This window comes from Streptomyces sp. NBC_00554, assembly GCF_041431135.1.
Taxonomy (GTDB): Bacteria; Actinomycetota; Actinomycetes; order Streptomycetales; family Streptomycetaceae; genus Streptomyces.
This window is the reverse complement of record NZ_CP107799.1, coordinates 8,937,077-8,949,664: the sequence shown is the minus strand read 5'-3', so window position 1 is coordinate 8,949,664 and position 12,588 is coordinate 8,937,077. Positions and strand designations below refer to the sequence as shown.

General features: G+C 69.6%; 16 protein-coding genes and 1 riboswitch. Of the genes, 6 read left to right on the top strand and 10 right to left on the bottom strand.

Going from position 1 to position 12,588, the window contains the following annotated elements; all coding sequences use genetic code 11:
• Positions 1 to 12: 12 nt before the first annotated feature.
• The 8 genes from OG266_RS39725 to OG266_RS39690 form a co-directional block, all read right to left on the bottom strand.
• Positions 13 to 1,608 carry an alpha/beta hydrolase gene (locus OG266_RS39725; protein ID WP_371551762.1) on the bottom strand — a complete coding sequence of 532 codons (1,596 nt, stop codon included), beginning with the start codon at positions 1,606 to 1,608 and terminating at the stop codon, positions 13 to 15.
• A gap of 146 nt (positions 1,609 to 1,754) precedes the next feature.
• Positions 1,755 to 2,510, bottom strand: a complete 756-nt coding sequence (locus OG266_RS39720; protein WP_371553127.1) for an urease accessory protein UreD — start codon at positions 2,508 to 2,510, stop codon at positions 1,755 to 1,757.
• Positions 2,507 to 3,184 carry an urease accessory protein UreG gene (ureG, locus tag OG266_RS39715; RefSeq protein WP_266468471.1) on the bottom strand — a complete coding sequence of 226 codons (678 nt, stop codon included), beginning with the start codon at positions 3,182 to 3,184 and terminating at the stop codon, positions 2,507 to 2,509. The genes OG266_RS39720 and ureG overlap by 4 nt, the downstream gene beginning before the upstream one ends.
• Positions 3,185 to 3,392: 208 nt before the next feature.
• A complete protein-coding gene (locus tag OG266_RS39710; protein WP_371551759.1) occupies positions 3,393 to 4,067 on the bottom strand; it encodes an urease accessory protein UreF in 675 nt (224 codons plus the stop codon).
• Positions 4,067 to 5,788, bottom strand: coding sequence for an urease subunit alpha (locus tag OG266_RS39705; protein WP_371551757.1), 1,722 nt, complete (start codon positions 5,786 to 5,788; stop codon positions 4,067 to 4,069). The genes OG266_RS39710 and OG266_RS39705 overlap by 1 nt, the downstream gene beginning before the upstream one ends.
• Positions 5,781 to 6,092 (bottom strand): urease subunit beta, encoded by a 312-nt coding sequence (locus OG266_RS39700; protein WP_266468464.1) that lies wholly within the window; start codon positions 6,090 to 6,092, stop codon positions 5,781 to 5,783. Before OG266_RS39700 ends, OG266_RS39705 begins: the two co-directional genes overlap by 8 nt.
• A 16-nt stretch (positions 6,093 to 6,108) precedes the next feature.
• Positions 6,109 to 6,411 (bottom strand): urease subunit gamma, encoded by a 303-nt coding sequence (locus OG266_RS39695; protein WP_266468462.1) that lies wholly within the window; start codon positions 6,409 to 6,411, stop codon positions 6,109 to 6,111.
• A gap of 132 nt (positions 6,412 to 6,543) precedes the next feature.
• Positions 6,544 to 7,173 carry a TetR/AcrR family transcriptional regulator gene (locus tag OG266_RS39690; RefSeq protein WP_266468461.1) on the bottom strand — a complete coding sequence of 210 codons (630 nt, stop codon included), beginning with the start codon at positions 7,171 to 7,173 and terminating at the stop codon, positions 6,544 to 6,546.
• Positions 7,174 to 7,351: 178 nt separating this feature from the next.
• Here OG266_RS39690 and OG266_RS39685 point away from each other — a divergent pair, with 178 nt between their 5' ends.
• A complete protein-coding gene (locus OG266_RS39685) occupies positions 7,352 to 8,320 on the top strand; it encodes an ABC transporter permease (protein WP_329550317.1) in 969 nt (322 codons plus the stop codon).
• 137 nt (positions 8,321 to 8,457) lie between these two features.
• On the opposite strand, the gene OG266_RS39680 is transcribed toward OG266_RS39685, so the two are convergent.
• A complete protein-coding gene (locus tag OG266_RS39680; RefSeq protein ID WP_266468459.1) occupies positions 8,458 to 8,736 on the bottom strand; it encodes a type II toxin-antitoxin system Phd/YefM family antitoxin in 279 nt (92 codons plus the stop codon).
• A 135-nt stretch (positions 8,737 to 8,871) separates the two neighbouring features.
• Here OG266_RS39680 and OG266_RS39675 point away from each other — a divergent pair, with 135 nt between their 5' ends.
• From OG266_RS39675 to OG266_RS39655, 5 genes are all read left to right on the top strand, one after another.
• Entirely contained in the window at positions 8,872 to 9,225 is a 354-nt protein-coding gene (locus OG266_RS39675; RefSeq protein ID WP_371551753.1) for a twin-arginine translocation signal domain-containing protein, read from the top strand.
• 131 nt (positions 9,226 to 9,356) lie between these two features.
• Complete coding sequence (locus OG266_RS39670; protein ID WP_371551751.1) at positions 9,357 to 9,992, top strand: ATP-dependent Clp protease proteolytic subunit; 636 nt, start codon at positions 9,357 to 9,359, stop codon at positions 9,990 to 9,992.
• 7 nt (positions 9,993 to 9,999) lie between these two features.
• Complete coding sequence (locus OG266_RS39665; protein ID WP_266468448.1) at positions 10,000 to 10,308, top strand: hypothetical protein; 309 nt, start codon at positions 10,000 to 10,002, stop codon at positions 10,306 to 10,308.
• A 349-nt stretch (positions 10,309 to 10,657) separates the two neighbouring features.
• A riboswitch (cyclic di-AMP (ydaO/yuaA leader) is annotated at positions 10,658 to 10,844 on the top strand.
• A gap of 3 nt (positions 10,845 to 10,847) precedes the next feature.
• Entirely contained in the window at positions 10,848 to 11,321 is a 474-nt protein-coding gene (locus OG266_RS39660) for a C40 family peptidase (RefSeq protein ID WP_266468446.1), read from the top strand.
• Positions 11,322 to 11,410: 89 nt separating this feature from the next.
• Entirely contained in the window at positions 11,411 to 11,929 is a 519-nt protein-coding gene (locus OG266_RS39655) for a DUF6328 family protein (protein WP_266468443.1), read from the top strand.
• Positions 11,930 to 11,984: 55 nt separating this feature from the next.
• Here the strand turns inward: OG266_RS39655 and OG266_RS39650 are convergent, their stop codons facing one another.
• Positions 11,985 to 12,443, bottom strand: coding sequence for an ATP-binding protein (locus OG266_RS39650; protein WP_266468440.1), 459 nt, complete (start codon positions 12,441 to 12,443; stop codon positions 11,985 to 11,987).
• Positions 12,444 to 12,588 lie beyond the last annotated feature (145 nt).

The window sequence follows — 12,588 nt, the reverse complement described above, 5'->3', positions numbered from 1 at the left end:
CTTCATGCGTGGTTACGGCTTGGGCGTGGCGTGCGGCGCGCACGTCACATCGGCCGCGTCCGTCTTCCCGGTGAGCAGGTAGGTGTCCACCCGCGTGTTGATGCACGGGTTGACCAGGCCGGTCACGCCGTGCGAGCCCGCGTCCTTCTCGGTGATCAGGCGGGAGCCCTTGAAACGCTGGTGCAGTTCGACGGCGCCCTCGTACGGGGTGGCGGCGTCATTGGTGGACTGCACGATCAGGACAGCAGGCAGGCCCTTGCCGGTCTTCACGTTGACCGGGGTCTGCTGCTTCGCCGGCCAGGTCGCGCAGGGCAGGTTCAGCCACGCGTTGGCCCAGGTCATGAACGGGTAGTCCTTGTTGAGCCGCGTGTTGTCCCGGTCCCACTTCTTCCAGCTGGTGGGCCACTTGGCGTCGGTGCACTCGACGGCCGTGTAGACGGCGTTGCCGTTCTCCGCGGAGGCGTTGCCCGCGGTGTCCGACAGGTCGGGGGCGGCGGCGTCGACGATCGCCTGCGTGTCACCGGCGACGTACTGGCTGAACACCGTGGCGACCGGCACCCACGAGGAGTCGTAGTACGGGGCGCTCTGGAAGAAGCCGATGAGCTCGGCGGGACCGACGACCCCGCCGATCGGGTTCGCCTTCGCGGTGGCCCGCAGCTTCAGCCACTGGTCCTGCACCTCGGCCCGGGTGTCGCCGAGGTGGAAGGTCGCGTCGTTCTTGGCGACCCAGTCCTCCCAGTCCTTCCAGCGGCCCTCGAACGCGACATCCTGATCGAGGTTGGCCTCGTACCAGATCTTCTCGCGCGACGGGTTGACGACACTGTCGACGACCATGCGCCGGACGTGCGTCGGGTACATCGTGCCGTAGACGGCGCCGATGTACGTGCCGTAGGAGACGCCCAGGAAGTTGAGCTTCCTCTCGCCGAGTGCGGCCCGGATGACGTCCAGGTCGCGCACGGTGTTCGGCGTGGTCATCTGCGGCAGCATGTCGCCGCTGCGCTCGGCGCAGCCGTCCGCGTACTCGGCGGCAAGCTTGCGCTGGGCACGCTTGTCCGCCTCGGAGTCCGGCACGGGGTCGGCCTTGGGCGCCTTCACGAACTCCTGCGGGTCGATGCAGGAGATGGGCGCCGAGTGGCCGACACCGCGCGGGTCGAAGCCCACGAAGTCGTACGCCTTCGCCGTGTTCGCCCAGATCGGGTTCTTGTTGGTCACCCGGGTCGGGAAACGCATGCCGGAGCCGCCGGGGCCGCCCGGGTTGTAGACGAGGGCGCCCTGGCGCTCCGCCTGCGTGCCCGTGTTCCCGATGCGGTCGACGGCGAGCTTGATCTTCTTGCCGTTCGGGTGGGCGTAGTCGAGCGGGACGGTCACCCAGCCGCACTGGATCGGCTTCACGAAGCCCCAGTCGGCCGGACAGTCCTGCCAGTCGATCCCGGCCTTGGCGGCCCGGTCCGCAGCGATCGCCGCTCCGCGGGCCTCGCGGTCCTGCCCGTGGCCTGCGTCGGCGGTGGCCGACGGAGCCGCCACGGCTCCGGCTATCAGGGTCGCCGTGACGAGCGCTCCGGCCGAACCGAGCGCTGTCACCCGTTTCGTCGGTCTGATGCCCCTCAAGTGGGACCTCCCCGTACATCGTTGCGATTGGTACGGGGATCCTTTCGGCTGTGAGGTACCTGAGAACAGATGCCGCGTGGGTTCTTTACTAATCCGATAACCGGTGAGAGCTGCCCCGTTGAGCGGAGACAGCCGCATCACGGGCCTCAGCCGAGCGAACTCAGCGCCTCGTCCAGCACCCGCCGCAGCCGCAGCGCGTCCGACGCCAGCGCGGTCACGAGCACGGCGGGACCGGCGAGCGGCATGAGCGAGGCGTACTCGCCAAGGAGCCGCGCCTGCACCGGTACGTCTGCGAACTCCGGGCGTACGACGAGCAGTTGCCCCAGCGCACGATGCCCTGCCAGGACCGCGGGACCGTCCCAGCCGCCGGGGGCGCCCGGTCCGCAGGACAGCTCCTGATCCAGCAACGGCCGTCCGTCGAGCCGCACAGTGAGACGGCTGCTGAGCCGACCGGGTTCCTCACCCGCTCGACCGAGTACCTGCTCCTCCCGGAAGACCAGCCGGGCTCCCGCCGCCAGCTCGATCCGCGAGGAGACGTACAGATCACTCCCGTTGGCGGAGATCAACTGCTCGGGCAGCCAACGCAGCTCACCCCCGTCGGCCACCTTCAGGCGCACGTCGTAGCGCGACTCGCCCTTGGCCTGCCCCGGCAGGGCGATGGTGGCGGCCGCCGACCCGATGTGCAGCCGGGCCCCGGCCGCGGCCTCCGCCTCCACGGTGAAGTGGTCACCGCCGAGCGGGCCGCTCATCGCGCCGACGAGCATGACCCGCGCCTCGGATCCCACGCCCCGGGTGCGCCGCAGGGCGAGCGGCCCGTCCCCCTCGAGCACCGGCAGGGAGGTACCGCCCCGGCCGTCGTCCCGCGCCCCGATCCGCGCGGTGGCCCGTACCCCCGTCGTCATGCCGTCCACGCGGCGAGCCGCTCCCGCACCCACGCGGCGACGTCCGCGACCCCGCCCTCGGCCCGCAACGACTGGAACACCACAGGCAGTTCGGCCCGCTGCGTCTTCGCGTCGGCCGCCATCCGCCCCAGATCGGACCCGACGTACGGCGCCAGGTCGGTCTTGTTGACCACCAACAGGTCGGCCGTGGTCACCCCGGGCCCGCCCTTGCGCGGAATGTCGTCCCCGCCCGCCACGTCGATCACGAAGATCTGCGCGTCGACCAGCCCCTTGGAGAAGGTCGCGGTCAGGTTGTCGCCCCCGGACTCGACGAGGATGAGGTCCAGCGGCCCGACCTCGTCCTCCAGATCCTCGACCGCTTCGAGGTTGGCGGAGATGTCGTCCCGGATCGCCGTGTGCGGGCAGGCCCCCGTCTCCACTGCAGTGATCCGCTCGGGCGGCAGCACCGCCTCACGCAACAGGAACTCGGCGTCCTCACGCGTGTAAATGTCGTTCGTGACAACGGCAAGGGACAACTCCTCGCGCAGAGCCCGGCAGAGCGCGGCGACGGTCGCGGTCTTGCCCGAGCCGACCGGCCCACCGAGCCCTATACGAAGGGCACGACGGGTGCCATCGGGACGGTGGGCGTCGGCGCTGAGAGCGGAGGGCCCGTCGTGGGAGTGGTCGAGGTGCATGGTGGCGGCTCCAGATGGTGGCTTTTCAGCTCTGGCCAGGGGGTGCTTTTCAGCCTCGGCCAGGGGTAGCGCTCTTCAGCTCCGGCCGGGGAGAGATCTTTCAGCCCGTCCGGCGTTTGAGGACGAGGCCGTTCAGGCCGATACGGGGGTCTGGGGGCGGAGCCCCCAGGAACAAGGGACGGGTAGGGGCGGAGGGGGCGAAAAAACGCTACGACGCGAACAGACGTACAGGCCAGGCCGCATGCGCCTCCGCACCAATCTCCAGCAACGGCGCGGAAGCCGCAGGCAGCGCGTCCACCCCGAAGTCGATCGCAAGGCGAGCAGCGTCGGCAGCAGCCCTCGCCACGAGATCCAGCTCCGGCGCAAGCCGAGCCAACGCCCCGGTGGCATCGAACGGATCCAGACTGAGCAACCGCACCGACGCCGTAGCCGGCCCACTGACCGCCTCGTACACGGAGCAGTACGCGGCATCCTCCGCCCCAAGCCCCGCAGCCCGCGCGGCCAGCCCAAGCACCACCGGCTGATGCGCCCCCTTGGGAAACTCCCGCGCCAGCAAGTCGAGTTCGGCGGAGGGCCACGTCGCCCGAGCCGCCCGCATCAACTGCCGACCAAGACGCCGCGCGGCAACCCGCAACGCGGGCGACGGCGTACGGGCATCCGCGGCCACGTCCAGCGCCACCGGATCGACCCCGATCGCAGCGGCCGCGGCCAGCGAGGCCGACACGAGCCCCGCCGTGTGCAGCCGCCCCCGGCAGAAGTCCTCAAGACTCGCCGCACCCGTGATGCGCCCGGCCTTGACGGCCGCCTCGGCCCCGCCGGAGTGCGCGTGCCCTCCGGCGGGAAAGCGGCCGTCGGCCAGGACGAGAAGCGCTGCCCTGGACATCAGAAGAGGAAGTAACGCTGGGCCATGGGCAGTTCGGCGGCCGGAGTCGCCTCGACCAGCTCCCCGTCGATGTGCACGGCGAAGCTGTCGGGGTCGATCCGGACGTGTGGACGCGCGTCGTTCTCACGCATGTCCGCCTTGGTGACCGCGCGCGTCGACTCGATGGCGACGAAGCGCTTGCCGAGCGAGAGCCGCTCGGGCAGCCCGTCCTCGATGGCGAGCGGGGCGACGAAGTTGAACGAGTTGGACGCCGGCGCCCGCCCGATCGCCCCGAACATCGGCCGCGGCAGCACCGGCTGCGGCGTCGGGATGGACGCGTTGGCGTCGCCCATCTGCGCGTACGCGATCTGCCCGCCCTTGATGACGAGGTGCGGCTTGACCCCGAAGAACGCGGGCTCCCACAGCACGAGGTCGGCGAGCTTGCCGGTCTCGACGGAGCCGACCTCGCGGGCGAGGCCCTGCGCAAGCGCCGGGTTGATCGTGTACTTGGCGACATAGCGACGTACACGGTGGTTGTCCGCACGGCCGTCACCGGGGAGCGCCCCTCGGCGCCGCTTCATCACGTGCGCGGTCTGCCAGGTCCGCATGATGACCTCGCCGACCCGGCCCATGGCCTGGGCGTCCGAGGAGATGATCGAGATGGCGCCGAGGTCGTGCAGGATGTCCTCGGCCCCGATCGTCGACGGCCGGATCCGGGACTCGGCGAAGGCCAGGTCCTCGGGGACCGCCGGGTTCAGGTGGTGGCACACCATCAGCATGTCGAGGTGTTCCTCGGCGGTGTTGACGGTGTAGGGCCGGGTCGGGTTGGTGGAGCTGGGCAGCACGTGCGGTTCGGAGACCACGGTCATGATGTCGGGTGCGTGCCCGCCGCCCGCGCCCTCGGTGTGGTACGCGTGGATGCCGCGTCCGGCGATGGCGGCGAGGGTGTCGCCGACGAAGCCGGACTCATTCAGCGTGTCGGTGTGGATGGCGACCTGGATGCCGGTCCGGTCGGCGACGGTCAGCGCGGCGTCGATGGCGGCGGGCGTGGACCCCCAGTCCTCGTGGATCTTGAGGCCGAGGGCGCCGCCGCGGATCTGGGACATCATGGCGTCGCGCGAGACGGTGTTGCCCTTGCCGAGCAGGCCGAAGTTGAGCGGGTACTCCTCCATCGCCTCCAGCATCCGCGCCAGATGCCAGGGGCCGGGCGTGACCGTCGTCGCCTTCGAGCCCTCGGCAGGACCGGTGCCGCCGCCGATCAGCGTGGTAATTCCGGCGGACAGCGCCTCGTCGGCGATCTGCGGACAGATCAGGTGGACGTGCGCGTCGATGGCACCCGCGGTCAGGATCCGCCCGTTGCCCGCGATGATCTCGGTCTCCGGACCGATGACCAGATCGGGGTGCACGCCGTCCATGGTGTCCGGGTTGCCCGCCTTGCCGATGCCGGTGACCCGGCCGTCGCGCATACCCACATCGGCCTTGATGATCCCCCAGTGGTCGACGATCACCGCGCCCGTGATGACCGTGTCCGGGGTGCCGTCTGCGCGCGTAGCGCGCGCCTGCCCCATGGATTCGCGGATGACCTTGCCACCGCCGAACACCGCCTCGTCACCGGCGAGTCCAGGACCGCCGGAACGATCCTCCTCGATCTCGATCAGCAGGTCGGTGTCGGCGAGCCGGATACGGTCGCCGGTGGTGGGGCCGAACAGGTCGGCGTACGCGGCACGCGAGAGCTCAGGCATCGAGGGCACCTCCGGTCTCCCCGCGCAGTCCGGGCACCACGCGGGCACCGGCGAGCGGAACGAGTTCGACGTCGACGGGGATCCCGGGCTCGAAGCGCACGGCGGTGCCGGCGGCGACGTTGAGCCGCTTGCCGCGCGCGGCGGCACGGTCGAATTCCAGACCGGGATTGGCCTCGGCGAAGTGGTAGTGGGAGCCGACCTGGACGGGCCGGTCGGCGGCGTTGAGGACGGTCAGCCGGGTGACCTCACGGCCTTCGTTGAAGGCGACGGGCCCGTCGGCGAACAGGATCTCTCCGGGAATCATGGCTCTCGCTCCCCCGTCAGACGATCGGATCGTGGACGGTGACGAGCTTGGTGCCGTCCGGGAAGGTCGCCTCGACCTGGACGTCGTGGATCATCTCGGGGATGCCCTCCATGACGTCGTCCCGGTTGAGGATCTTGCGTCCGGAGGACATCAGTTCCGCGACGGTGCGGCCGTCGCGCGCGCCTTCGAGGATGTGCGACGTGATGAGGGCGATGGCCTCGGGGTGGTTCAGTTTCAGCCCGCGGGCCCGCCGCTTCTCGGCCACGTCGGCGGCCACATGAATCAGCAGCCTCTCCTGCTCGTGCGGTGTCAGTTGCACGGCGTCCCACCTCACAGTCCTCGCTCCGGACCGTGCGGGGTCCGGTGGCCGTAGCCACCAAAACCCCTGGTGGCGTGGATGCGCAGGCTAGTTGGACGGAGTTTCAACGACGTTAACCAGCCCTTGATCCACTCATGACCGCGAGCCGGGCTCCCCCATGCTCATCAGACCCCTCAGTCCCTCCCGCAACACCTCGACGGGCACGGCACCGAACAGCGCCATTTGCGCGGCGAACCCCTGAGCCAGGGCGATCATGATCCGGGCGACGCTTTCGGGCGGTACGTCGGCACGCATCATGCCCGCGTCCTGGTAGCCCTCGACCACCTTGACCCAGGCGGCGCGGACCTTGGCGTAGCCCTCGTTGATGACCCTCGACAGGTCCTCGTTGCGCAGGGTCTCGGTCCACACCTGGACCACCAGCCGGGGGAAGACCGACTGCCCCTCGTGCATGAGCCCCGGCTTCATGTTCAGGATGTTGTTCATGACCGATCCCATGAGCACGTCGGGCGGTGGGATCGGGCGCTGCCGGGCTGCCGCCTCGAATGTGTCGCGGATCTCGTCGAGGACCTCGGTGACGATGGCACCGATCAGCTCCTCCTTGCCGCTGAAGTAGCGGTACACGGCTCCCGCGGAGAGGTCGACCTCCTTCAGCACGTCCTGCATCGACGTGGCATGGAACCCGTTGCGGGCGAAGCAGAGGGCCGCGCCGTCGAGGATCTGGCGGCGACGGGCGTCGAGGTGTTCCTGGGATACGCGGGCCATGCCGTTCAACGTAGAACGAACATTCTTTCTTGACAAGGCGGCAGGCTCGCAGGATGGTGGAGGCATCGCTAAAACGAACGATCCTTCTTTTTACTTGCATCGAGGGAGCCCGACCTTGTCCTCCACCTCCGTTCCCCCTTCCGACGTGGCATCACCCCCGCCGCGGCACCGCCGCAACATGGCCGCCGTGGTCGTGCTGGTCCCCGTACTGGTGGCTCTCGCCCTGTGGGCCTTCGCCTGGCCGGCCGCCCGTACCGCGCCCCGCGACCTGCCGCTGGGCGTGGCGGGTTCCGTGTCCGCGACCGCCCCGGTCGAGAAGCAACTCGCCCGGCAGGACGGTGCCTTCGAGATCCACCGCTACGCCGACGAGGCGGCCGCCCGGGAGGCCATCGAGGACCGGAACGTATACGGCGCGATCGTCGTCACCGAGCAGGGCCCCAAGCTGCTCACGGCGTCCGCGGCGAGCCCGCTCGTCGCCCAGCTGCTCCAGCAGGCGGTGGCCGGCCAGGCCCCGGAGGGTACGACCGTGACGACCACCGATGTCGTCCCCGCCCCCGCCGAGGACCCGCGCGGCGCCGCCCTCACCTCGAGCGTGCTCCCGATGGCGCTGGCCGGGGTGGCCGCGGGCGTCGTCGCCACCCTGCTCGGTCTGCGCGGTGTCCGCGCCGTCGGCGCGCTGACCGGAGCGGCCGTCCTCGTCGGCGTGGTGTCCGCCGCGATCGCGCACAGCTGGCTGGGTGTTCTCTCCGGCGACTGGTGGGCCGAGGCCGGCGCGCTGAGCCTGTCGACGCTGGCGGTGAGCGGCGCCGTCGCAGGGCTTGCGGCGCTCGCCGGACGTCCCGGTATCGGACTCGGAGGGTTCCTGATCATCCTGCTCGGCAACCCCTTCTCCGGCGCGTCCTCCGCCCCGGAGATGCTTCCCGAACCGGTCGGCACGATCGGCCAGTGGCTGCCGCCGGGCGCGGGCGCTTCGCTGCTCCGCTCGGTGTCGTTCTTCGACGGCGCCGCCGCGATCGGGCCCGCGCTGACCCTGGCCTGGTGGGCCACGCTCGGCCTGGGAGCGGTACTGCTGGGCGACGCGCTCAAGCGACGCCGGACGACCACCCCCGAGACGGTCACCGCGCGGGAGCCCGCGCTGGTGAACTGACGCGGGGAACCTCGCGGTTGCGCCCACCGTGGGGACGGACGCTCACGCACCTAGCGGGGCAGCGGGGGCGGTGTGCCACGTAGTTGGCACACCGCCCCCGCCCTCTACCTGCCGCTCCACGCCGAACCACCGCACGGCTACGACACGTTGGGTCCCCGGTGCTCCGCCGCGATGCCGAACCTCTGGCGCTCGCGCGGGGCGGGCGCGACCTCGCGGACGGTGGAGTAGGAGCTGACGACCTGCTCCTCCGCGGGGTTCTGGAGTTCCTCGAGGCGTTCCAGGTCGGCGGCGGAGACCAGGGCGACGAGAGGCTTCCCGTGACGCGTCACGACGACGCGCTCACCGCCGTACACCACGCGGTTGATCAGATCGGCGAGCTCAGCCCTGGCTTGCGTCACCGGAATCTCGTAGGCCATGTCATCCAGCTTAGACCGGGCCTGCGACAACCCACTCGGAGCGGACGATCTCATTCAGCTCCGCCGAAAAGGATTCGTCCCTACGATCAAGTCGCCGCCTCCGGGGGAGGCGTGCATGACAATGAGGAGGGGACCTTGTCCGAACTTTCCAGACGTTCACTGCTGGGGTACTCGGGGACCGCGGCGGCGGGAGCCGTGCTTGCCTCCAGTGGGCCGGCACAGGCCACGGCGACTGAAGCAACGGAGACCGCCGACGCCGCGACGGTCACCTTCCCCAGCGGCACGGAGTTCAGCGGCACGGCGCTTCTCCCGGTCGACGACTACGTGGGCCAGATCAGCCTGAGTTTCAGCATCGGGTTCTCCGAAGCTCCGACAGCGAACACCATCACCCCCCTGGAAATAGCGAACGCCCTCAACGAACTGACCGCGTCCCGCGGTTGGCCCGCCATAACGTTCTACGGCACACCCGCCCCGGCCCCCCTCACCTGACCCTCGCCGTACACCGAATCCCCGTGGAGCACCTAGCTCCACGGGGATTTTCGCTGTCAGCGAGCACCCTCCGAAGGCATACGTACGTCCTGTACATTTTTTACAGAAGCGATGCCGAGGAGGCGTAAGCCATGAACCGCCCGTCCGCCCGCCATGTCCTGCCCGAGTTCACCGAACGCTCCAGCGCGGGCCACCGGACCCTGGACCCGTATTCGAAGCTGCTCGACGAGCGGATCGTGTTCCTCGGGACGCCGGTCGACGACACGTCGGCGAACGACGTGATGGCTCAGTTCATGCACCTGGAGTACCTGGCGCCGGACCGGGACATCTCGCTGTACATCAACTCCCCCGGCGGCTCACTCAGCGCGATGACCGCCGTCTACGACACGATGCAGTTCGTCACCTGCGAGGTGGAGACCGTCTGTCTCGGCCAGGCCGCTTCGGCCGCCGCCGTGCTCCTTGCGGGCGGTACGCCGGGCAAGCGGTTCGCGCTGCCGGGTGCCCGCGTGCTGATCCACCAGCCGTCGTTTCCCGAGCCGATCCACGGGCAGGCTTCTGATCTGGCCATCCAGGCCGAGGAGTTGACGCGTACTCGGAGGATGCTGGAGGAGATGCTCGTGCGGCACACAGGCCAGAGTCCGGAGCGGGTCGCCGCGGACATCGAGCGGGACAAGATCCTCGACGCGCCGGCGGCACTGGCGTACGGACTGATCGACGGCATCATCCCGAGCCGCAAGGCTTCCCGCCCCACACCCGGCGCGAGGTGAGCGGCCGATGCTCCCACCCGAACTGCCCCCGCTGCCCGCACTGACGCGCGCGGAAGCCGAGTTGATCGACCGTTACCTGGACGTGGTCGACCTGCTCGGCCGCATCAACCCGGCCCGCCCCGGGGACACCTACCGAGGCCTGAGGGCCGCTCAGGCGCTGGTCGCCAAGGCGACGGCGCTGCGGGACGCCCTCGCGCTGATGCATCAGCGGGGCGAGAGCGAGGTGCACGCCCCGACCCTGGCGCAGGCCCTGCGTGTCCTCGACGGCGAGCGGCGGGCGGCCCGCGTCACCCTGCCGCCTGGTTCCGACAGTTGACGCACCCCTACCCGGGCCACCGCACGCACCGACCCGTCGGAGCGTCCGGCCCGGGTTTCAAACGGACCAGATGGTGTACCCCCGGATGGCGTAGACACCCGTCCTTCCAAGAGCGCGCAGAAGTTGCGCAACGCGCGTAGCGCGGATGCGTACTTGAAGCCCTCCGTCGCTGGTACGGGCGTCGTCGGCCTACTGGACACTCGCTCGAACGGCGGGGTGTCCACCCGAACGGGTGAGTGGTGAGTAACCCCACAAACCGCCGATTCCGCTCGGATTTTCCGACATCAATGCGTGAAGATCCCTTCCGACGACAAGCCCCCGCCACACCGGCGGGGCGGTCCGGGTCGGACGCCGAGTCCTGCCGCCTCCCGGATGACCGGTCGACAGATGTGCATCGGCAGGAGTGGAGGACCCAGCACGACGGGCCGCCGGAGAGATCCGGGCGGTCCTTGGGGTGAAGCCGCAGCACGCGGCCGGGCTACTTCGCCAGCCCGAATCCGACAGGTCATCCTTCACAGGCGGCTGACGAAGGGTTGCGCATGACTGCGCTCAATCGTGTCCCGTCGCTGTGGACGAGGGCCGGTACGGCCTCGGCTCTCACCATCGCCGCCGTGGGCGGCAGCCTCGTGGTCCCAGGCGTCGCATCCGACGCCGAAGCGGCCACCCTGGCGACGAAGGCACTTCAGGTCGCGGCTTCCAAGAAGGGCTCCCCGTACAAGTACGGCGCCGCTGGGCCGCGCCGCTTCGACTGCTCCGGGCTCACGCTCTACTCGTACAAGAAGGCAGGCAAGAAGCTGCCTCGTACGGCCGCGGCGCAGTACAACAAGACCAACCATGTCTCCGCCTCCAAACGCAAGGCCGGAGACCTCGTGTTCTTCCACTCGGGCCGGAGCGTGTACCACGTCGGCATCTACGCCGGGAAGGGAAAGATCTGGCACTCCCCGAAGACCGGGGAGGTAGTGAAGCTCCAGAAGATCTGGACGAAGAGCGTCTGGTACGGACGGGTCAGCTGACCCGTCCGTGGGGGCGACGGCACGCGCCGTCGCCCCCACGGGACGTGCGGCAGGGCGTGAAACACGGTCGAACCGGTTACTCGTCCACCATGGTGGAACAACGTCCCCGCACGGAACGCGACGAGAAACCTCTTGAGCGCGCCGACCGCAATTTCGCCGAGCTCCTCCAGGAGCTGCGGGTCACCCAGACCGGCGTGCAGATCCTCTTCGCCTTTCTCCTGACCCTGGCCTTCACCCAGCGCTTCCCTTCGCTGGACACGGCACAGCGCGCCACGTACGTCACCACCCTCCTGCTCGCGTTCCTGGCCGCCGCCCTGTTCACGGCGCCGGCCGCCCTGCACCGGTCGCTGTTCCAGCAGAACGTCAAACCCGCCATCGTGCGGGTCTCCTCCTGGCTGACCCACGTCGGCCTATACGTGTTGATGCTGGCGTTCACCGGAGCGGTGCTCCTCGTCGTGGACGTGACGCTGGGGCGCGGCGCCGGGATCGCCGCGGGCGCGGGCACTCTGGCCGTCTGCCTGGCGCTGTGGACCGTTCTGCCCCGGCTGGTGGGGCGCTACATCACGTCCACACAGGGTCGAGGAGAGGAATCGGACCCAGCAGCGTGAGTTCGCTGCGCGGCGCCTTCGGACGCGCCGCCGCGCAGCACAACTGGACCGGGTTTCAGGGCTCTTGCGGACCCCCTGCCGTCACCGGCTCGACCGGTGCCGTCCAGGGCAGTTCGATGGAGATGGTCTTGCCGCCTTCGCGAGTGGGCCGGACGGTGAGTCTGCCGCCGCACTCGGCGGTCAGCCAGCGGATGATCACCATGCCGCGTCCGTTGTCCTGCTGGACGGCCGCGGGCAGTCGTTTGGGAAAGCGTGGGTGGCTGTCGGTGACGCCGAGGCGCAGGTGTTCGTCCCGCTCGAGGCGGACGTCCACTCTGAAGGTGGGCGACTGCCCGAAAGTGTGCTGGACGGCGTTGGTGGCTAGTTCGGACACGATCAGGCGTACGGTGTCGGCGACTTCGGAGTCACCCGGCAGGCCCCATTCGGCCAGCACTTCGGCGACGAATTTCCGGGCCGCGGAGACCGAGGCTGGATCGCTCGGCAGAGTGACGGATGCTTCCTGATGGTCTGCCATGGCGCGGTCGTCCCTTTCCCACGGGACCGGGGTCCGACACGGAGCGGATGGTTCGAGTACGGTCCCGGACTGGTGCTTCGCGCCAGACTGCCATTACCTGGCCGGTCACGGGTGCGATCCACCGAGATATGCATATATCTGTCGC

Coding starts and splice junctions, on each gene's coding strand:
- OG266_RS39685 (WP_329550317.1), top strand. CDS start 7,352: ATGGCCGCCGTGGTCGTGCTGGTCCCCGTACTGGTGGCTCTCGCCCTG.
- OG266_RS39690 (WP_266468461.1), bottom strand. CDS start 7,173: ATGGCCCGCGTATCCCAGGAACACCTCGACGCCCGTCGCCGCCAGATC.
- OG266_RS39705 (WP_371551757.1), bottom strand. CDS start 5,788: ATGCCTGAGCTCTCGCGTGCCGCGTACGCCGACCTGTTCGGCCCCACC.
- ureG (WP_266468471.1), bottom strand. CDS start 3,184: ATGCACCTCGACCACTCCCACGACGGGCCCTCCGCTCTCAGCGCCGAC.
- OG266_RS39680 (WP_266468459.1), bottom strand. CDS start 8,736: ATGGCCTACGAGATTCCGGTGACGCAAGCCAGGGCTGAGCTCGCCGAT.
- OG266_RS39700 (WP_266468464.1), bottom strand. CDS start 6,092: ATGATTCCCGGAGAGATCCTGTTCGCCGACGGGCCCGTCGCCTTCAAC.
- OG266_RS39710 (WP_371551759.1), bottom strand. CDS start 4,067: ATGTCCAGGGCAGCGCTTCTCGTCCTGGCCGACGGCCGCTTTCCCGCC.
- OG266_RS39720 (WP_371553127.1), bottom strand. CDS start 2,510: ATGACGACGGGGGTACGGGCCACCGCGCGGATCGGGGCGCGGGACGAC.
- OG266_RS39650 (WP_266468440.1), bottom strand. CDS start 12,443: ATGGCAGACCATCAGGAAGCATCCGTCACTCTGCCGAGCGATCCAGCC.
- OG266_RS39670 (WP_371551751.1), top strand. CDS start 9,357: ATGAACCGCCCGTCCGCCCGCCATGTCCTGCCCGAGTTCACCGAACGC.
- OG266_RS39655 (WP_266468443.1), top strand. CDS start 11,411: ATGGTGGAACAACGTCCCCGCACGGAACGCGACGAGAAACCTCTTGAG.
- OG266_RS39665 (WP_266468448.1), top strand. CDS start 10,000: ATGCTCCCACCCGAACTGCCCCCGCTGCCCGCACTGACGCGCGCGGAA.
- OG266_RS39660 (WP_266468446.1), top strand. CDS start 10,848: ATGACTGCGCTCAATCGTGTCCCGTCGCTGTGGACGAGGGCCGGTACG.